The organism is Dactylosporangium vinaceum (genome assembly GCF_019904175.1).
GTDB classification, from domain to species: Bacteria; Actinomycetota; Actinomycetes; order Mycobacteriales; family Micromonosporaceae; genus Dactylosporangium; species Dactylosporangium vinaceum.
Genome location: NZ_CP061913.1, coordinates 1,097,667 through 1,116,580, shown reverse-complemented (window position 1 = coordinate 1,116,580; position 18,914 = coordinate 1,097,667). Strand labels below are relative to the sequence as shown.

Here is an 18,914-nt window from a genome sequence, read left to right as displayed (position 1 = left end):
CCCCCCGATGACGAACATCGAGCGACACACCTACGACGTCGTGGTGATCGGTGCGGGCGGCGCCGGGCTGCGGGCCGCCATCGAAGCCCGGCTGGCCGGCAAGAAGACCGCCATCATCTCGAAGTCGCTGTTCGGCAAGGCGCACACGGTCATGGCCGAGGGCGGCGCCGCCGCGGCGATGGGCAACGTCAACGCGAACGACAACTGGCAGGTGCACTTCCGCGACACCATGCGCGGCGGCAAGTTCCTGAACAACTTCAGGATGGCCGAGCTGCACGCCAAGGAGGCCCCGGAGCGCATCTGGGAGCTCGAGACCTACGGCGCGCTGTTCGACCGCACCAAGGACGGCAAGATCAGCCAGCGCAACTTCGGCGGTCACGAGTACCCGCGCCTGGCCCACGTCGGCGACCGGACCGGCCTGGAGCTGATCCGCACCCTGCAGCAGAAGATCGTGTCGCTGCAGCAGGAGGACTTCACGGCGCACGGCGACTACGAGGCGCGCATCCGGGTCTTCCAGGAGTGCACGATCACCGAGCTGTTCATCGAGAACGGCGCGGTCGCGGGGGCGTTCGGCTACTACCGCGAGTCCGGCGACTTCGTGCTGTTCGAGACCTCGGCGATCGTCCTGGCGACCGGCGGTGTGGGCAAGTCCTACAAGGTCACGTCCAACTCGTGGGAGTACACCGGCGACGGTCACGCGCTTGCGCTGCGCAGCGGCGCGACGCTCATCAACATGGAGTTCCTGCAGTTCCACCCGACCGGCATGGTCTGGCCGCCGTCCGTCAAGGGCATCCTGGTCACCGAGTCGGTCCGCGGCGACGGCGGCGTGCTGCGCAACACCGACGGCAAGCGGTTCATGTTCGACTACGTCCCCGACGTCTTCCGCAAGCAGTACGCGGAGACCGAGGAGGAGGCGGACCGCTGGTACTCCGACCCGGACAACAACCGGCGCCCCCCGGAGCTGCTGCCCCGCGACGAGGTCGCCCGCGCGATCAACAGCGAGGTCAAGGCCGGCCGCGGCTCCCAGGCCGGCGGCGTGCTGCTCGACATCGCCAGCCGGCTGCCGGCCGAGCAGATCACCAAGCGGCTGCCCTCGATGTACCACCAGTTCAAGGAGCTGGCCGACGTCGACATCACCAAGCAGCCCATGGAGGTCGGCCCGACCTGCCACTACGTGATGGGCGGCGTGGAGGTCGACGCCGACACCGCGGCGGCCGCCGTCCCCGGGCTGTTCGCGGCCGGTGAGGTCTCCGGCGGCATGCACGGCTCCAACCGGCTGGGCGGCAACTCGCTGTCCGACCTGCTGGTCTTCGGCAAGCGGGCGGGCGAGCACGCGGCCCGGTACGCGACCGAGACCGGGCGGCGCAAGCCGACGCCGGCCGCGGTCGACGCGGCCGTGGAGACGGCGCTGGCCCCGCTGCACCGCGCCGACGGCGGCGAGAACCCCTACGCGCTGCACGCCGAGCTCCAGGACATCATGGGCACGCTGGTGGGCATCATCCGCCGCGAGGGCGAGCTGCGCGACTCCCTGGTGCGCCTGGCCGAGCTCAAGGAGCGGGTCAAGAAGGTGGGCGCCACCGGCGGCCGGCGGTACAACCCGGGCTGGCACCTGGCGCTGGACCTGCGCAACATGCTGATCGTGTCCGAGTGCACCGCGAAGGCGGCGCTGGAGCGGACCGAGTCGCGCGGCGGGCACACCCGCGAGGACCACCCGAAGATGGACCCGGCCTGGCGCAAGGTCAACCTGGTCTGCTCGCTGGACGGCGAGGACGTCCGCCTGGAGCACAAGCCGCTGCCGGTGATGCGCCGGGAGCTGCAGGACCTGTTCGACCGCAGTGAGCTCGCCAAGTACATGACCGACGAGGAGCTGTAATGGGTACCAAGCGCCATTTCCGCGTCTGGCGCGGCGACGACACCGGCGGTTCGCTCGAGGACTTCCAGGTGGAGGTCAACGAGGGTGAGGTCGTGCTCGACGTCATCCACCGGCTGCAGGCGACCCAGACGCCCGACCTCGCGGTCCGCTGGAACTGCAAGGCCGGCAAGTGCGGGTCGTGCTCGATGGAGATCAACGGCAAGCCGCGGCTGGGCTGCATGACCCGGATGTCGACATTCAGCGACACCGAGACTGTGACCGTCACCCCGCTGCGCACCTTCCCAGTGATCCGCGACCTGGTCACGAACGTGAACTTCAACTACCAGAAGGCCCGGGAGCTGCCCGCGTTCGCGCCGCCGAAGGGCGTGGAGCCGGGCGAGTACCGGATGCAGCAGGTCGATGTCGAGCGGTCGCAGGAGTTCCGCAAGTGCATCGAGTGCTACCTGTGCCAGAACGTGTGCCACGTGGTGCGCGACCACGAGGAGAACAAGCGGGCCTTCTCCGGTCCCCGCTTCTTCATCCGGGCCGCCGAGCTGGACATGCACCCGCTCGACGCGCGCACCGACCGCAAGGAGCTGGCCCAGGCGGAGCAGGGCCTCGGCTACTGCAACATCACGAAGTGCTGCACCGAAGTCTGCCCGGAGCACATCAAGATCACGGATAATGCGATCATTCCCATGAAGGAACGCGTTGTCGATCGGAGGTACGACCCGGTGACCTGGCTTGGGCGCAAGATCTTCCGCCGTGACCAGCTGGACGAGCCGGCCATGGCCCACTCGTCGAGCCCCTCGACCGAGGCCGCCGACACGAGCTCGCACTGGCACCAGCAGGGCCCGCAGCCGCAGGCCCCGGCCGTCGGCGCCGACGGCAAGCTGCCGGTCGCCGAGCTCTACCTCGACCGTCCGGCCGCGTCGTCGCCCTTCGGTGACGACCAGGAGTTCCCGCTGCCGCCGGACCAGGTGCGGTACAACCACCCGCACTGACGCTCTTGGGGCGATGCGGGGTCTCAGAGGCTCCGCATCGCCGCCGCGTATCGGTCCGTGACCCGGGCCTGGACCAGCTTGGCGAACGGCGCACCGAGCCGCACCCACCACTTGGCCGGGCGGCTGAACGCGCGCACCTCGAACCACACGTCGCCGATCTCGTCGACGGACAGCACGAACGCCTCCTCGCCGGTCTCCACGTGTCCCGGGAGCGTCCCGAACCCGAAGCCGTAGCGGCTGGGCTGGTCGACGACCCACACGATCTTGCACGGGACCCAGAGCCGCAGCGGCCCCGCCCCGATCCCGGAGGCGAACTCGACCCCCAGGCCGACCCGCTCGGCGTCGGTGCGCACCCGGAGCCCGGCCCCGTGCTGCGGCCGCCAGTGCGCGAGCGCCTCGGCCGCCTCGGCGAACCCGGCGGTGAGCCGCACCCGCCGCGTCACGTGCGTATAACCGGCCGGCAGGGGCCCCTCACGGGTCGCGCCGACCTCGGAATAGGTCACGTTCACGGCAGCAACGGCTCCAGCGCCGTGACGATCGGCGCGTCGGCGGGCAGCCAGGGCACGGAGTAGAGCTCTTTCGACCCCAGCCAGCGCAGGTCGCTGTGCTCCAGGGGGAGCGGCTGGTCGCCGTTGAGGAGGGTGGCGACGTACACCTTCAGCACCGCGGTCCCGTTGAGCATGGAGATATCGTCCCCCACGCGGGCGCCGACCGCGACATTGACGCCGAGCTCCTCCTGGCACTCCCGGATGAGCGCCTGGACCTCGGTCTCCCCCGGATCGACCTTGCCTCCCGGGAACTCCCACTTTCCGGCCATTTCGGGCGGTAGGGCACGTTCGCACGCCAAAACCCGCCCGTCTGCGATGATCGCCGCCCCCACGATGATCCGTGGCATCAACCGTTCGGTCTGCACGGGCAACCAGGGTGCCAGATCCACATGAAGTTCCGGTGGCTGGCTATGCCCTGTTGTTCACCAGACGAGGGAAAAGTGGCCGTGGACAGATCCACCGGTTGCTAGTCAGACTTGCAGACACCGTTGATGACGGGCAGGCTTCGAATCGGCCACAAGCCGGCAACGATGCCGTGGGAGGGTAGGTCGACATGCGGGCCCGGTGGAGCGACGATCACCGTGACTATCTCAGCGATGCGCTGGCCCTGTTACAGGGCTGGACTCACGACGGCGGCGAGATCCGCCGGACGCTGCATCTCGACGATTCCCAGCATGCGGCACTCACCGAGCGAATGAAAGTGGCGGCCGACGCCGTGGGTGTCCGGCCGGACGTGCGCCGCCTGGACGGGCGCACGCAGATCCGCTTACGGGTGCCCGCATCGGCCGGCTCCGCCCTCTCCCCCGGCGAGGTCACGCTGGCCGCCCGCATCGAGGACCTGTACAAAACCATCATTGCGGGCGCGGCATAGACTTTTGCTAGGGTTGTGGCCATGACCGCGGTGCCCGACTGGATGTACCCGCCCCGCGAGGAGGGGTGGTACGCCGAGGATCTCGACCAGCTTCCCGAGGCGCCGCGCCACACCGAGCTGATCGATGGAGCGCTCGTCCTCATGATGTCGCCTCAGCGGGCATGGCACGGCCGGGTCATCAACGGACTGGTGAACACGCTCACGGCTCAGGCCCCGGAAGGCGTTGAGATCGACGCGCAGATGACCATCCGGCTCGACAAGCGCAATCGCCCCGAGCCCGATGTCGTCGTCTCGAGAGCGCCATTCGTTCCCGACCGGACCTTCTACACGCCGGCCGAAGTGCTTCTGGCCGTCGAGGTGGTCTCGCCGGAGTCAGCGCACCGCGACCGGACGGTCAAACTGCGCAAATACGCGGAAGCCGGGATCCCCATCTACTGGCGCGTCGAACAAGAAGGCGACCTGCCGGTGGTGCACGTCTACGAGCTCGACACGCCCACGGGGGCGTATGTCGCGACCGGTATCCACCGTCGTAAGCTGCGCGCGGAGGTGCCGTTCGCGATCAAGATCGACCTGGACACGCTGCTGCCCGGCCGCTGACGGGCTGCCTCAGTACTCGCCCTTGATGACGAAGAACGAGCCGCGGATGGTGCCGGCCAGCTTCGAGCGCTGACGGGCGAACTTGAAGCGGTCCGCGAGCTCCGGCGGCACGTCCATCCCGTCGGAGAGCTTGAAGCCCACGGCCCGCTTCCCGCCGTCCGCGACGGTGTACAGGACGTTGACGGCCAGGCCCGAGGCGTAGAAGACGTACGTCCACCGGACCCCCTCGACCTCGAACGACGTCGCCTCCAGGGGCTCGGAGGCGATCGTGAAATGCCGCTCCTCCTCGAGGATGCGGTGGACGTACGCCACCGCCTCCGCGGCCGCCGGCTCGGTGCCGACGGTGAGGACCGTGAACACGTGGTCGTACTTGTTCTTGAAGTAGCGGGCCTCGTTGGCGCGCAGGCCGGCCAGCGCCTCGGCCACGGGCGAGGATTCCAGCCCGATGGTGGAGACGTTCTCGAAATCGACCACGTAGGCCACGGTGCGCTCCTAGACGTTGAACCTGAACTCGACCACGTCGCCGTCCTGCATGATGTAGTCCTTGCCCTCGATGCGGACCTTGCCCGCGGCCTTGGCGGCGTTCATGGAGCCCGCCGTCATCAGGTCGTCGAACGAGACCACCTCGGCCTTGATGAAGCCGCGCTGGAAGTCGGAGTGGATGACGCCGGCCGCCTCCGGGGCGGTGGCGCCGATCGGGACCGTCCAGGCCCGGGCCTCCTTGGGGCCGGCGGTGAGGTACGTCTGCAGGCCCAGCGTCCGGAACCCCACCCGGATCAGCTGGTGCAGGCCCGGCTCGGGCTGGCCGATCGACGCCAGGAGCTCCAGGGCCTCCTCCTCGTCGAGGTCGGTCAGCTCCGATTCGATCTTGGCGTCGAGGAAGATCGCCTCGGCCGGCGCGACGAGGGCGCGCAGTTCGTCGAGGAACGCCTCGTCGGACAGGCCGGCCTCGTCGACGTTGAAGACGTACAGGAAGGGCTTGGCGGTCAGCAGGTGCAGTTCACCGAGCTCCGAGACGTCGAACCGGGCCGCGTAGAGCGTGTTGCCCTCGTTGAGCACCGCACCGGCGGCCTTCGCGGCGGCGGCGACGCCGGCCCGCTCCTTGCGGACCTTCGCCTCCTTCTCGAGGCGCGGCAGGGCCTTGTCGATCGTCTGCAGGTCGGCCAGGATCAGCTCGGTGTTGATCGTCTCGATGTCGTCGCGCGGGGAGACCTTGCCGTCGACGTGGACCACGTTCGGGTCGGAGAAGGCCCGCACGACCTGGCAGATCGCCGACGCGTCACGGATGTTGGCGAGGAACGCGTTGCCCCGGCCCTGGCCCTTCGAGGCGCCCCGCACCAGCCCGGCGATGTCGACGAACGACACGGGGGCCGGGATGATCTTCTGGGAGTCGTACAGCTCGGCCAGCCGGCCCAGCCGCGTGTCGGGCAGGCCGACGACGCCGACGTTCGGCTCGATTGTCGCGAAGGGATAGTTCGCGGCGAGCGCGTCCCCCTTGGTGAGGGCGTTGAACAGGGTGCTCTTGCCGACGTTGGGCAGGCCGACGATGCCGATGCTGAGTGCCACGACATATCAGCTTACGCAAGCTCGATATCCAGCTCCCGGGCCAGTCCGCCGAACGCGCGGGCGGCCTCGCCGAACCGGCGCGGCCCGGTGAGCACATCGGGGTACGCCGGATCGCGCAGGTGCGGCTCCAGCGACGCGAATCCGGAGAATCCGTCATGCCGCAGCGCGGCGATGGTCTCGCGCAGCTCCCCGTCGCCCTGGCCGGCCGGCAACTCGACACCGTCGGCGAAGCGCGCGTCCTTCACCTGGAAATACGCCACATGCTGTCGCAGCGCCGCGTAGCCGTCGGTGAACGGCCGCACGCCGACCTGCACGAAGTTCGCGTTGTCCCAGGCCACCCGCAGCGCCGGCGAGCCCACGGACTCGACGATGTCCAGGACCCGCTCGGGGGTGTCGCCGTAGATCGCCTTCTCGTTCTCGTGGACCAGCACGACCGACTCGCGCTCGGCGACGTCGGCGAATGCGCGCAGCCGCCGCAGTACGACATCCCGGGCGTCTTCGGCACCGTAGAACGAGAAGATCCGCACGTATGGCGCCGCGAGCCGCCGCGCCACCGCGACCACCCGCTCCAGGCGCGCCTGCTCGGTCGCCGGGTCGTCGTGGACCCCGCTCTTGCCGATCGGCGACGCGATGGCCGACACCCCGACCCCGTGCCGCTCCAGCAGGCCGGCCAGCCGGGCGAGGTCCTCGTCGCGCATATCCACCACGTTGACGCCCCACGCGCTGCGGACCTCGACGTGCCGGGCTCCGAGGGCCAGCAGGACCGGCAGCTGCACCGCCGGATCCGGGTCGATCTCGTCCCCGAACCCCGACAGCATCCACGTGACCACGACAACCATCTTAGGGACGAGCATGATGGTGGCGATGGAAGCCGAAGCCGTCGCGCGCTCGACCCGCCCGGCCACCACCCGCACCCTCACCGCCCAGCTGCACGACCTGGGCCTGCCGGCGGGCGCGACGGTCGTCGTGCACTCGTCGCTGTCGCGGCTGGGCTGGGTCGCCGGCGGCGCGCAGGCGGTCGTGCTCGCCCTGTTCGCCGCGCTCGGCCCGGCCGGCACGCTCGTCATGCCGACCCACTCGCGCCACCTGACCGAGCCCGCCGACTGGGGCGACCCGCCGGTGCCGGAGCCGTGGTGGGACATCATCCGCGCGGAGACGCCACCGTTCGACCCCCGCACGACCCCGACGGTCTCCATGGGCGCGACAGTCGAGTGCTTTCGAGCATTTCCGGGGGTACTGCGAAGCGCCCACCCCACCGTCTCCTTCGCCGCCCACGGCCCGCTCGCGCCCGGCATCACCGACGGCCACGAGCTGCACGACGGCCTGGGTGAGGGCTCGCCGCTGGCCCGCCTCTACGACGCCGACGCCTGGGTGCTCCTGCTCGGCGTCGGCCACGCGAACAACACCTCGCTGCACCTGGCCGAGTACCGCGCGGGCGGCCCGAAGACGTACCACCGGCAGGGCTCACCGATGCTCGTCGGCGGGCGGCGGGAGTGGGTCACCTACCGCGAGCTGGACGACGACACCTCCCTGTTCGAGCCGCTGGCCCGCGACTTCGCCGAGATCACGGGCGGCGAGCGCACGGGCCCGGTGGGCGCGGGCGTGGGCCGCCTGATGCGCCAGCGCGCCCTTGTCGACTTCGCCGCGAAGTGGCTGACCCAGCGGGCCGCCAACAGCGCCTGACGCGGGCCCCGCAGGGTGGGCCGCGCGGCGTCGCTGAGGTGGAGGGCTCAACGGCGACACGCGGCCCGGGGTGGGGCGGCGGCGGACAAGGATGAGGGGGATCGTCCGGGCCACCCGTCCGAGAAGTCTGGATCCCGAAGCTTTCTCGCGACATGTCCGGCAGGTGCCGCAATGCGGACATGGCGCAATGTGGACAGGCCCTACAGCCACCCGCGGCGACCGGCTTCGTAGGCCAGCCCGGCCCGGGTGTCGACGGTGGCCATCATCATGAGGCGCTCCAGCCGGCGCTGGACCGTGCGCTTGCTGACGCCCAGCTGGGAGGCGATGGACTTGTCCGGGAAGCCGGCCACGAACAGCGACAGCAGCAGCCGGTCGGCCCCCAGCGGGTCGCCGGGCTCACCGTCGCCGCCCAGCAGCGGTGTCGCCCGCTCCCAGAAGCCCTCGAACAGCGCGACGAGCGCGTCGAGCAGCTCGCCCCGGCGGATCAGCGCGGCGGTCGGCTCGCCCACGTCGCGCTCGCGGTCGGGGACCAGGGGGCAGATGGCCACGGTGCGGTCGGCGATGGCGAGGCGGACCGGCAGGGTGTCGACGACGCGGGCGTGCTCGCCGCGGCGGATGGAGGCGGCGATGTCGTCGAGCTCGCCCGGCATCTCGAGCAGTGCCCGCTCATAGATCGCCCGGTACCGCACCCCCCGCGCCAGCGCCGCACCCTCCTCGGTGTTCTCCGGGCCGCTCATCGCGATCGGGTTGACCCGGCAGAACCAGAGAATCTCCTCCTGCGCCGAGTTCTGCAGGTCGCGCACCCGCTCGCGCAGCGCCGCGGCGCCCACCACGATCTCCACGAGGTGGTCGGCCACGCGGCGGCGGGTGGTCGCCCGATACTCCTCCGTGAGCCCCGCCACCACCCGCCGGGCCGAGTCCAGGGACCGCTGCCGGCGCAGCAGCACGTCGCCGAGCGCAACGTCCGGCGGCAGCGCCTCGAAGACGGGCCCGCCGCGGGCCAGGCCCTTCGACCGCAGCGACTCGAGCAGCCGGGCGGCCTCGGCCAGCGGCAGTTCGGCACGGTCGGCCAGGTCCGCGGCGCCCGCGACCACCAGCCGCACCAGGAGCCGGTACACACGCTGCTCGGCCGGGTCCAGCAGCTCCGTGTCGTCGGGCATGATCGCAGCCTACGAACGCCCGCCGCTTCGCACGAGAGCGGCGGGCACGTTTCGTAAGGAGATCTTCCTGTTCTACGTGAAACGATGTCCGGCCCGGCCGTTGATCAAGCCTGGGCCAGCGGGTTGTTCTTCGGGTCGTCGTAGTGCACCGTGTCGAACGTGCCGTCGTGGTCACTGTCGGTGGCCACGTAGTCGCGGCGGCCGTCGCCGTCGGAGTCGCGGCCCACGTAGTCCGCGCGGCCGTCGTGGTTGGTGTCGCGCACGTCGGTGTCGATGATGCCGTCGTCGTCGGTGTCGGCCACCACCCGGTCGAACCGGCCGTCACCGTCGGAGTCGAGGGCGGCCACGTCCTTGTCGCCGTCGTGATCGGTGTCGACGAACACCGCGTCGATCCGGCCGTCGCCGTCGGAGTCGCGCAGCTCGGTGTCGAACGTGCCGTCGTGGTCGGTGTCGACGCCGATCCGGTCGATGACACCGTCGTTGTCGTCGTCGTACGCGGCCGCGTCGGCCACGTTGTCGCCGTCGGTGTCCATCGCGTAGACGGTCTCGCCGTGCTCGCCCTCGACCCTCACGATTGTCGGCTCGTCCGCGGCCGCACCGAGCCCCGCGTGGACCTCGGTGTCTTCGTCGGCCGGTCCGAAGCCCGCGTGCTCAGTCATCGCCACTCCCAGAAATGTCGCCGCCAGTGGCCATCAGAGTAAGGCGTCCGAAAACCGCCAGTCGCCCGACCGGAACGGGGGCAGGATGGAAGTCGTGGAACTCGACTTCGAAACCTGCCGCAAGGCGGCCACCAGCCGTGACTCGCGCTTCGACGGCGTGTTCGTCACCGCTGTCAAGTCGACCAAGATCTATTGTCGGCCGTCCTGCCCGGCGATCGTGCCGAAGCGGGAGAACGTGCGGTTCCTGCCGACGGCGGCGGCCGCGCAGCGCGAGGGGTTCCGGGCGTGCCTGCGGTGCCGGCCCGACGCGGCACCCGGCTCGCCGGACTGGGACGTGCGCGGCGACGTCGTCGGGCGCGCGATGCGGCTGATCGCCGACGGCGTGGTCGACCGCGACGGGGTGCCGGGGCTGGCCGGGCGGCTGGGGTACACCGACCGCCACCTGCACCGCATGCTCAGCACCGAGGTGGGGGCGGGCCCGCTCGCCCTGGCCCGGGCCCAGCGCGCCCAGACGGCCCGCGTGCTCATCGAGACGACCGGGCTGGGGCTGGCCGACATCGCGTTCGCGGCCGGCTTCGGCAGCGTGCGGCAGTTCAACGACACGATCCGCGAGATCTACGGGCGGACGCCGTCGCAGCTGCGCGAGCGGCGCACGCTCGCCGAGACCGACGAGGGCGTGGTGACGGTCCGGCTGCCGTACCGCGCACCGCTGCACGCCGAGGCGCTGCTGTCGTTCCTCGGCGACCGGGCCGTCGACGGCATCGACCAGCTCGACGCGGACGGCTACCACCGGAATCTGCGCCTGCCGCACGGCCCCGGACGGGTGACGCTGGCCATCCGCGAGGGCCACGTCGCGGCCACGATGCGGCTGACCGACCTGCGCGACCTGGCGCCGGCCGTGGCCCGCTGCCGGCGGCTGTTCGACCTCGACGCCGACCCGGCCGCCGTCGACGCGGTGCTCGGCGCCGACCCTGCCCTGGCGCCGATGGTGCTCAAGGAGGAGGGCGTGCGGGTGCCGCGGGCCACCGACGGCTTCGAGATCGCGGTGCGGGCCGTCGTCGGCCAGCAGATCTCGGTCGCCGCCGCGCGAACGGTGCTGCGCAGGCTCATCGCCGCGGATGCGGGATACTTCCCGAGCGCCGAGGAGCTGCTGGCGCTGCCGGACGGGGCGTTCGCGATGCCGGAGGCGCGGCGCCGGACGCTGCGCGGGCTGGCCGAGGCGGTGGCCGCCGGCGACCTGGACCTCGACGGGGGCGGCGACCGCAATGAGACAATCGAGAAGCTCAAGGCGCTGCCCGGCATCGGGGACTGGACCGCGCAGTACACCGCGATGCGCGCCCTGGGCGACCCCGACGCGTTCCTGCCGACCGACCTGGGCATCCTGCGCGGCGCCCGGGCGGCCGGACTCCCCGACACACCGAAAGCCCTGGCCGCGCACGCCGAGCGCTGGCGGCCCTGGCGGTCCTACGCCGCCATCCGACTCTGGAGGATGCCGTGACCACGTACTTCACCACCACCGACACCCCGGCCGGCCCGTTCACGATGCTCACCGACGCCGACGGGGCAGTCCTGGCCAGCGGCTGGACGACCGATGTGCCGGGGCTCATGACACTGGGCCGGGTCGTGGGGGCGGTCGAGCACCGCGACGATCCGGGCGTACCGCTGAAGGCCCTGCTGTCCTATTTGGACGGTGACCTCACCGCGATCGACGAGGTCCCGGTGCGCCAGCGCGGCGGGCAGTTCATCACGCACGCGTGGGAGGTGCTGCGGCAGGTGCCCGCGGGCGGGCCGGTGACCTACACCGAGTTCGCCGACCGGGCCGGGCGGCCGGCGGCGGTGCGGGCGGCCGCGATGGCCTGCGCGACGAACGCGGCCGCGCTGTTCGTGCCGTGCCACCGGGTGCTGCGCCTGGACGGCACCCTCGGCGGCTTCCGCTGGGGCCTGCCGGTCAAGCGCTGGCTGCTCGACTTCGAGGCGGCTTAAATATCGGTTGGCGCCGATGTAACGGCGCACGTACTTTGGGTACATGACCACGACCGCCGCGCCGCCTCAGCCGGCGCGGCGGTCGTCCTCCAAGTTCAACGCCCTCTGGCGCATGCGGGTCTACCTGCGGCCCTACTACGGCGTCACCGCCTGGTCGATGGTCGCGGCGGTGCTCTCCACCGCGGCCAGCATCGCGATCCCGCTGCTCATCCAGCACGTCATCGACGGCCCGGTGCGCCACGGCGACACCGGCGGGCTGTTCCTGCTCGGCGGGCTCGCGATCCTGCTGGGAGTGTGCGAGAGCGCGCTGAGCTTCGTGCGCCGCTGGGCCCAGTCGGCGTCGTCGGCCGGCATGGAGGCGCGGCTGCGCGAAGACCTCTACGCCCATCTGCAGCGGCTGCCGATCGAGTTCCACGACCGCTGGCAGTCCGGGCAGCTGCTCTCGCGGGCGACCGCCGACCTGTCGTCGATCCGGCGGTTCCTGTCGTTCGGGCTGTTCTTCTTCGTGCTCAACCTGGCCACCTACATCGCCGTCTCCGCGCTGCTGATCCACCTCTACTGGCCGCTCGGCCTGTTCGTGACCCTCAGCGCGATCCCGCTGTTCCTGATCGTGCGGCGGTTCACCGCCAGGTACTTCGCCGCCTCCCGCGAGCTCCAGGACGCCATCGGCGACCTGACCACCCGGGTCGAGGAGGCCGCCCAGGGCATCCGGGTGATCCGCGCGTTCGGCCGGCGCGACCACATGAGCGAGCACTTCGCCGGGGGCGCCCGGCACGTCCACGACCTGGGCGTCGGCAAGACCCGCATGGTCGCCCGCACGCTCTCGCAGTTCGACCTGGTGCCCAACGTGACGCTCGCGGTCGTGCTCGTCGCCGGGGCCGTGCAGGTCGCCCACGGCCGGCTCACCGTCGGCACGCTCGTCGCGTTCGTGGCGCTGCAGGTGATGCTCGTCTGGCCGATCGACATCCTGGGCTGGATCATCGCCAACGCGCAGGAGGCGATGAGCGCGTCGGTGCGCATCTACGAGGTGCTGGACACACCCCCATCCATCGTGGACCGCCCCGGCGCCGTGGCGCTGTCCACTGTGGAGGGCCGGCTGCGCTTCGCCGGCGTGCACTTCGGCTACGAGCCCGGCCGGCCGATTCTGCGCGGCATCGACCTGGAGGTGCAGCCGGGCGAGACGGTCGCGATCGTCGGGCTGACCGGCAGCGGCAAGACGACGCTCGTCTCGCTGGTGCCGCGGCTCTACGACGTCGACGCGGGCGCGATCACCATCGACGGGCACGACGTGCGCGACCTGACGCTCGACTCGCTGCGGCGCATCGTGGGCACCGCGTTCGAGGACCCCACGCTGTTCTCGATGAGCGTCCGGGAGAACCTGACGCTCGGGCGTACCGGCGCGACCGATGCGGAGATCGCGGAAGCCCTCGAGATCGCCCAGGCCGGGTTCGCCTATGACCTGCCGTGGGGGCTCGACACGCGCATCGGCGAGCAGGGCCTCTCCCTCTCCGGCGGCCAGCGGCAGCGGCTCGCGCTGGCCCGCGCGGTCGTCGGCCGGCCGCGCATCCTCGTGCTCGACGACCCGCTGTCGGCGCTCGACGTGCACACCGAGGCGCTCGTCGAGTCGGCGCTCTCGACGGTGCTCGCGGGGACGACGGCGCTGCTCGTGGTCCACCGGCCCTCGACGATCGCGCTGGCCGACCGGGTCGCGTTCCTCGACGGGGGCCGGCTGGCCGCGATCGGGACCCACTCGCAGCTGCTGGCGACCTGCCCCGGCTATCGCGAGGTGCTGCGTGGCGCTTGACGTGCAACGGTGGCGGGGCACCGCGACCGACGAGCCCGACCCCACCCAGCGCATCGCCAGCCGCAGGCTGCTGGGCTCGCTCCTGCGCCCGCACCGCGCGGCCATCGCCGGCCTCGTCGTGCTGCTGCTGACCCAGAACCTGACCGGCATGACCGGGCCCTACCTGGTCAAGCTCGGCATCGACCGGGGCATCGGCCACCCGCCGACGCTGGTGCTCGTCACCGTCCTGTTCGCGGTGGCGACGCTCGCCGAGTTCGGCACCCGCCGGGCGTTCCTGGCCATGTCCGGGCGGGTCGGCAACGCCGTCCTGTTCGACCTGCGCACCCGCGTCTACAACCACCTCCAGCGGCTGTCGATCGGCTTCCACGAGCGCTTCACGTCGGGCCGGGTCATCGCCAGGCTCACCAGCGACGTCGACAACATCGCCGAGCTGACCGACGGCGCCCTTGACGACCTGGTGCTGGCCGCGCTGTCGGTGCTCTCCGTGGCCGGCATCCTGCTGTGGCTCGACCTGCCGCTCGCCCTGGTGACGCTGGCGTCGTTCCCGCTGCTGCTGTGGCTGTCGCGGTGGTTCCAGCGGGCCAGCGCGAGGGCGTACCGGCGGACCCGGGAGACGATCGCGCTCGTCATCATCCACTTCGTGGAGTCGCTCGGCGGCATCCGGGCCGTCCAGGCGTTCCGGCGCGAGCGGCGCAACGACGAGATCTTCGCCGCCGTCAACGGCGACTACCGCCGGGCCAGCCTGCACGCGCAGCGGCTGGTCGCGACCTACTCCCCCGCGATCAAGTTGATCGGCAACGTGTCGATAGCTGTCGTGCTCACCTACGGCGGCTGGCGGGTGCTGCACGGCGAGACCGAGGTCGGCGTCCTGGCCGCGTTCCTGCTCTACCTGCGCCGGTTCTACGAGCCGATGCAGGAGCTGTCGCAGTTCTACAACACCCTGCAGTCCGCGACGGCCGCGCTGGAGAAGCTGGCGGCGGTACTCGCCGAGCCCCCCGCCGTCGCGGAGCCCCCGGTCCCCACGCCACTGACCGCGGCGCGCGGCGAACTGACGTTCGACGCGGTGGAGTTCGCCTACAAGGCCGACCGGCCCGTGCTGCCGCCGCTTGACCTGTACATCCCGGCCGGCCAGACGGTCGCCCTGGTCGGCGCGACGGGTGCCGGCAAGTCCACACTGGCCAAGCTGGTGGCCCGGTTCTACGACCCGACGGCGGGCACGCTCGCCCTGGACGGCGTCGACCTGCGCTGCCTCGCCGAGGACGACCTGCGCCGCGCGATCGTGATGGTGACGCAGGAAAACTACCTGTTCAGCGGTACCGTCGCCGACAACATCGCGTTCGGGCGCCCGGCCGCGACCCGGGCCGAGGTGCAGGCGGCGGCCGCCGCGATCGGCGCCGACGCGTTCATCCGCGCCCTGCCCGACGGCTACGACACCGACGTTCGCAAGCGCGGGGGACGACTTTCGGCCGGCCAGCGCCAACTCGTGGCGTTCGCCCGTGCCTTCTTGGCCGACCCCGCAGTGCTGATCCTCGACGAGGCCACGTCCTCACTGGACATCCCGAGCGAGCGCCTGGTCCAGCAGGCGCTGCGCACGATCCTGGCCGCACGGACCGCCCTGGTCATCGCCCATCGCCTGTCCACAGTGGAGATCGCCGACCGGGTGCTCGTCATGTCCGGCGGCCGGATCGTCGAGGACGGGCCGCCCGCGGCGCTCATCGACCGCGGCGGCCGCTACGCCGACCTGCACGCACAGTGGCGGGACTCCCTCCTCTGAATCGCTGTCGGGTAGATGACAGTGACGAGCGCCGGTTCGCGTGAATGGCGGGGTTCACGCGGTCGATCTACCGTGGATACATCGGTTCGTGGGAAGATTCTCGTCACGCTGGGGATCTCACCCTGTCGCCTGTAGTGATCTTCGGAGGGGTCGTCTCGGGTTCAGCGGCGGTTGCGGCTTAGACATCTTTGTGCAGTGCGGATGAAGAGGACCGATGACTGGCGGACGCTGGAGTGGCCAGACCCGATTTCTCGTCGTATTCGTCGGGCTGTGCCTGGTCGCCCTGGGCGTGCTGACGACCGTGCAGTTCCGCAGCACCGCCGGCGCCGCCGCCCTGGTCGGCGCGGGTGTCCTGGTCGGACTCGCGGGCCTGTCCGGCGGGACGATAAACGTCCGCTCCGGTGAGCGCGAGGAGCGCCTGGCCTCCGCCGGCCGGGCCCAGCAGGAGGGCGACGCCGAGGGCGCCTACGACCGCTTCGTCCAGCTCATCCGCGGCCACGCCCCGCAGGCCATCGCCTATCACGAGGGCGCCAACGCCGCCCTCTACGAGGCCGCCGGCCGTGAAGGACAGAAACTCCAACCCGTTTTCGGGTACTTCCTGGGCCCCATCGCCATGTCGGAGGCCCACATCATCGTGGACGTCCGCGCCGGCACCGGGTTCTCCATGGCCCGGATGCAGGCCACCCTCCAGGCGCTGCTGGTCGGCCCGACCGCCTCGTTCCAGGCCGCGCTGGTCATCATCAACGCCGCTCCGGACGACTCGATCCTCAACTCGGTCCGCCAGCTGAGCACCGCCCTCGACCGCCCCGTCGTGGCCGTGGCCTGGCGCCTGGGCGACCGCTCCGACGGCATCTCCGACGCGATCGTCTCCCTGCGCCGCGAACTGCGCCGCCGGGCCCACGAGTCCCCGATCGACGTGCCCTCGGAGATCCTCGACGACCTCGAGCCGCGCTACGACGAGCCGCAGACGTACGAGCCCGTCCGCATCCCGAGCCGCCCCGTCATCCACCAGCCGCCCATCCACCAACCCCCCGTGCATCAGCCGCCCGTTCACCAGGCGCCCATCCACCAGCCGGCCCCGCCGCAGCACCCCGTCGCCCCGCCGCCGGTCATGCAGCCGCCGCCCCCGCCACCGCCGCCGGCGATCCCGCACCAGCAGCCGCAGCGGATGGACGACGACGTGTATCCGCACATGATGTCCTCGACCGTCTACGGCTCCCAGGCCGCCGACCACGGCGACGACGAGCCGGACCCGGTCGAGTGGCCCGCGCCCGAGCCGCGCCGCCGCCCCTCTCCGGCCCCGCGCGTCTACGACGACTCCGCGACCTGGCAGCGGGCCACGGACCTGCACTGGCGGGGCCAGCTGCAGGAGGCCGAGGAGGCGTACCGCGAGATCGTCGACGCCCGCGCCCACGCCCTCGGCTGGGACCATCCGGACACGCTGACCGCCCGCGACCAGCACGCCACCGTCCTGCGCGACCTCGACCGCCTGGCCGAGGCCCTCGTCGAGTGCGACGAGGCCCTGACCGCCCGGGTCCGCATCCTCGGCGAGGACCACCCCGACACGCTTACCAGCCGCAGCCACCTGGCGACCATCTACCACCAGCTCGGCGACCTGACCAAGGCCGAGAACGAGCACCAGCGGGTCCTCGAGTCGCGGACCCGGGTCCTGGGCGCCAACCACCAGGAAACGCTCATCAGCCGCAGCAACCTGGCCAAGGTCTACCAGGACATGGGCGAACTCGACCGGGCCATCGACGAGCACCAGACGGTCATGCGGGCCCGGGCCCGCCTGCTCGGCCCCGAGCACCGCGACACGCTGATGAGCCGCAGCCTGCTGGCCTCGGCCCTGCACCACGCGGGCCGCCTCAACGACGCCGAGTCGGAGCACCGCGCCGTCCTCGGCAGCCGGCTGCGCCTGCTGGGCCCGGTCCACCTCGACACCGCCGTCTCCCGGCACCGCCTGGCCAGCGTGCTGCACGACCTGGGCCGGCTGGACGAGGCGATCACCGAGTATCGCGCCGCCCAGGCCGTCTACGCCGAACTCCTCGGCGCCTCCAGCCCCTTCGCCCGCGCCGCCGCGTCCGACCTGGCCCTGGCCGAGCGGGCGATGCGCGGCGCCCAGGGCAGCCACCGCTACTGAAATTCGATGTCCGCGGTCCGGACGCGGTGCTAGACAGCAGTCGTGGACTTTCGCGCCCTGCTGGACCTGATCGACGACCGGTCGGCCGCCTTCCGCGCCGCGGTCGACAGCGCACCCGGCCTCGCGGCGCCGGTGCCCTCGTGCCCGGGGTGGACGCTTGCCGATCTGGCCCGGCACCTGGGCGAGGGCCGCCGCAAGTGGGCCGCCATCGTCGCCGGCGACCCCGCCCCCGATGAGCATCCACCCGCCGCCGACCCGCTCGCCTGGCTCGACGAGTCGAACCGGCTCTTCAAGGACGCGCTGCTCGCGGCCGGCCCCGACCGCCGCTGCTGGACCTGGTGGGAGCGCTCGGCGTCACCGCAGACCAGCGGCGCCGTGGCCCGCCACCAGCTCCAGGAGGTCGCCGTCCACACCTACGACGCCCAGCTCACGGCCGGCGCACCACAGCCGCTGCCGACCGCCGTGGCGCTCGACGGTGTCGACGAGTTCCTGGCCACGTGCTGCGCGGGCGAGTACAGCTGGCCCCACCGGCCGGTGGCCCTCGACTACCGGGCCGCCGAGGGCCGCTCCTGGCGCCTCGGCCTGGCCGCGGACGGCGTGACGCTGGCCCGCGACCCGGCCGGCCCGGCCGACGCCACCGCCCGCGGCAGCGCCAGTGACCTGGTCCTGGCCCTGTACTGCCGCATCCCGATGGACGCCCTGGTGCTGGAAGGCGACGGCGGGCAGTTCGACCGGCTCATCGCCTGGGACCCGGACGAGTAGCCCTACCGCGCGGTCGCGATCACGCTTACCGGCTGGTCCCCGTAGCGGTACAGCGTGTCGACGACGATGCGCAGCCCCGGATTGACCCGCACCCGGTCGTAGCTGCGATCCTTGATCCGCTCCCGGTCGAACTCGATCCGCCCGCGCGCCGCAGGCTCGTAGCGGACCCAGGTCTCTTCGCCGATCATCGGCCCCGCGGTCCCGCGCAGCCTCACCTTGATCTCGGCCTCGAACGACGCGCCGCTGTCGGGCAGCACCAGCACCCGCACCGTGTATCCGATCGGCTCCTTGAGCTCGACGTGCACGATCTCGCCCCGGGCGACTATCGCATTGGCGCCGGGCTTCCGGCCGAGTCCAAACATGCGCGAACGCTAGATCCCCAGCCGGCCGGGTTCCGTCGGCTCCCCGACACCGAGCCCCAGATCGCGCCCTTTGGTCAGACATTTTCCACCCGGACGGCCCGCGAACCCTTCGCCCACCGCCCCAGTTCAACCCGCGCCGGCCGTGC

At 71.5% G+C, this 18,914-nt stretch carries 19 protein-coding genes; 11 read left to right on the top strand and 8 right to left on the bottom strand.

The window, feature by feature from the left end; translation table 11 throughout:
- Window positions 1–7 precede the first annotated feature (7 nt).
- Together Dvina_RS05145 and Dvina_RS05140 are read left to right on the top strand one after the other, a co-directional pair.
- Complete coding sequence (locus tag Dvina_RS05145) at window positions 8–1,873, top strand: fumarate reductase/succinate dehydrogenase flavoprotein subunit (protein ID WP_223101198.1); 1,866 nt, start codon at window positions 8–10, stop codon at window positions 1,871–1,873.
- A complete protein-coding gene (locus Dvina_RS05140; RefSeq protein WP_223101197.1) occupies window positions 1,873–2,856 on the top strand; it encodes a succinate dehydrogenase/fumarate reductase iron-sulfur subunit in 984 nt (327 codons plus the stop codon). The genes Dvina_RS05145 and Dvina_RS05140 overlap by 1 nt, the downstream gene beginning before the upstream one ends.
- A 23-nt stretch (window positions 2,857–2,879) precedes the next feature.
- Here the strand turns inward: Dvina_RS05140 and Dvina_RS05135 are convergent, their stop codons facing one another.
- Both Dvina_RS05135 and Dvina_RS05130 read right to left on the bottom strand, forming a co-directional pair.
- Window positions 2,880–3,365: a DUF1990 domain-containing protein gene (locus Dvina_RS05135; RefSeq protein WP_223101196.1), complete on the bottom strand. Its 486-nt coding sequence runs from the start codon at window positions 3,363–3,365 to the stop codon at window positions 2,880–2,882.
- Window positions 3,362–3,751 (bottom strand): (deoxy)nucleoside triphosphate pyrophosphohydrolase, encoded by a 390-nt coding sequence (locus Dvina_RS05130; RefSeq protein WP_223105340.1) that lies wholly within the window; start codon window positions 3,749–3,751, stop codon window positions 3,362–3,364. Before Dvina_RS05130 ends, Dvina_RS05135 begins: the two co-directional genes overlap by 4 nt.
- Window positions 3,752–3,957: 206 nt before the next feature.
- Between Dvina_RS05130 and Dvina_RS05125 the strand changes: the two genes are divergently transcribed.
- Window positions 3,958–4,275: a pterin dehydratase gene (locus Dvina_RS05125; RefSeq protein WP_223101195.1), complete on the top strand. Its 318-nt coding sequence runs from the start codon at window positions 3,958–3,960 to the stop codon at window positions 4,273–4,275.
- 21 nt (window positions 4,276–4,296) lie between these two features.
- Window positions 4,297–4,872 (top strand): Uma2 family endonuclease, encoded by a 576-nt coding sequence (locus tag Dvina_RS05120; protein WP_223101194.1) that lies wholly within the window; start codon window positions 4,297–4,299, stop codon window positions 4,870–4,872.
- A 9-nt stretch (window positions 4,873–4,881) separates the two neighbouring features.
- On the opposite strand, the gene Dvina_RS05115 is transcribed toward Dvina_RS05120, so the two are convergent.
- Genes Dvina_RS05115 through Dvina_RS05105 form a run of 3 tightly spaced genes read right to left on the bottom strand, consistent with a single transcriptional unit; the run spans window position 4,882 to window position 7,268 of the window.
- Window positions 4,882–5,355 carry a phage tail protein gene (locus Dvina_RS05115; RefSeq protein ID WP_223101193.1) on the bottom strand — a complete coding sequence of 158 codons (474 nt, stop codon included), beginning with the start codon at window positions 5,353–5,355 and terminating at the stop codon, window positions 4,882–4,884.
- 9 nt (window positions 5,356–5,364) lie between these two features.
- The gene (ychF, locus tag Dvina_RS05110) at window positions 5,365–6,438 is read right to left on the bottom strand and encodes a redox-regulated ATPase YchF (RefSeq protein ID WP_223101192.1); all 1,074 of its coding nucleotides are present in this window, start codon (window positions 6,436–6,438) and stop codon (window positions 5,365–5,367) included.
- Window positions 6,439–6,449: 11 nt separating this feature from the next.
- Window positions 6,450–7,268, bottom strand: coding sequence for a sugar phosphate isomerase/epimerase family protein (locus Dvina_RS05105; RefSeq protein WP_246656042.1), 819 nt, complete (start codon window positions 7,266–7,268; stop codon window positions 6,450–6,452).
- A 34-nt stretch (window positions 7,269–7,302) separates the two neighbouring features.
- Between Dvina_RS05105 and Dvina_RS05100 the strand changes: the two genes are divergently transcribed.
- Window positions 7,303–8,121 carry an AAC(3) family N-acetyltransferase gene (locus Dvina_RS05100; protein WP_223101191.1) on the top strand — a complete coding sequence of 273 codons (819 nt, stop codon included), beginning with the start codon at window positions 7,303–7,305 and terminating at the stop codon, window positions 8,119–8,121.
- 200 nt (window positions 8,122–8,321) lie between these two features.
- Here the strand turns inward: Dvina_RS05100 and Dvina_RS05095 are convergent, their stop codons facing one another.
- Together Dvina_RS05095 and Dvina_RS05090 are read right to left on the bottom strand one after the other, a co-directional pair.
- Window positions 8,322–9,281, bottom strand: coding sequence for a TrmB family transcriptional regulator (locus Dvina_RS05095; protein ID WP_223101190.1), 960 nt, complete (start codon window positions 9,279–9,281; stop codon window positions 8,322–8,324).
- Window positions 9,282–9,385: 104 nt separating this feature from the next.
- The gene (locus Dvina_RS05090) at window positions 9,386–9,940 is read right to left on the bottom strand and encodes a hypothetical protein (RefSeq protein ID WP_223101189.1); all 555 of its coding nucleotides are present in this window, start codon (window positions 9,938–9,940) and stop codon (window positions 9,386–9,388) included.
- 94 nt (window positions 9,941–10,034) lie between these two features.
- On the opposite strand from Dvina_RS05090, the gene Dvina_RS05085 reads away from it, so the two are divergent.
- The 6 genes from Dvina_RS05085 to Dvina_RS05060 all read left to right on the top strand — a co-directional run bounded on the left by Dvina_RS05085 (window position 10,035) and on the right by Dvina_RS05060 (window position 18,406).
- Window positions 10,035–11,438: an AlkA N-terminal domain-containing protein gene (locus Dvina_RS05085; RefSeq protein WP_223101188.1), complete on the top strand. Its 1,404-nt coding sequence runs from the start codon at window positions 10,035–10,037 to the stop codon at window positions 11,436–11,438.
- A gap of 44 nt (window positions 11,439–11,482) precedes the next feature.
- Complete coding sequence (locus Dvina_RS05080; protein ID WP_223105338.1) at window positions 11,483–11,923, top strand: methylated-DNA--[protein]-cysteine S-methyltransferase; 441 nt, start codon at window positions 11,483–11,485, stop codon at window positions 11,921–11,923.
- A 43-nt stretch (window positions 11,924–11,966) separates the two neighbouring features.
- Complete coding sequence (locus tag Dvina_RS05075) at window positions 11,967–13,727, top strand: ABC transporter ATP-binding protein (protein WP_223101187.1); 1,761 nt, start codon at window positions 11,967–11,969, stop codon at window positions 13,725–13,727.
- A complete protein-coding gene (locus Dvina_RS05070) occupies window positions 13,702–15,501 on the top strand; it encodes an ABC transporter ATP-binding protein (protein ID WP_223105337.1) in 1,800 nt (599 codons plus the stop codon). Before Dvina_RS05075 ends, Dvina_RS05070 begins: the two co-directional genes overlap by 26 nt.
- A 214-nt stretch (window positions 15,502–15,715) precedes the next feature.
- Complete coding sequence (locus tag Dvina_RS55100; RefSeq protein WP_223101186.1) at window positions 15,716–17,644, top strand: tetratricopeptide repeat protein; 1,929 nt, start codon at window positions 15,716–15,718, stop codon at window positions 17,642–17,644.
- Window positions 17,645–17,686: 42 nt separating this feature from the next.
- On the top strand, window positions 17,687–18,406 hold the full coding sequence (locus tag Dvina_RS05060; protein ID WP_223101185.1) for a maleylpyruvate isomerase family mycothiol-dependent enzyme: 720 nt from the start codon (window positions 17,687–17,689) through the stop codon (window positions 18,404–18,406).
- A gap of 2 nt (window positions 18,407–18,408) precedes the next feature.
- On the opposite strand, the gene Dvina_RS05055 is transcribed toward Dvina_RS05060, so the two are convergent.
- Window positions 18,409–18,768, bottom strand: coding sequence for a hypothetical protein (locus Dvina_RS05055; RefSeq protein WP_223101184.1), 360 nt, complete (start codon window positions 18,766–18,768; stop codon window positions 18,409–18,411).
- Between the last annotated feature and the right edge of the window lie 146 nt (window positions 18,769–18,914).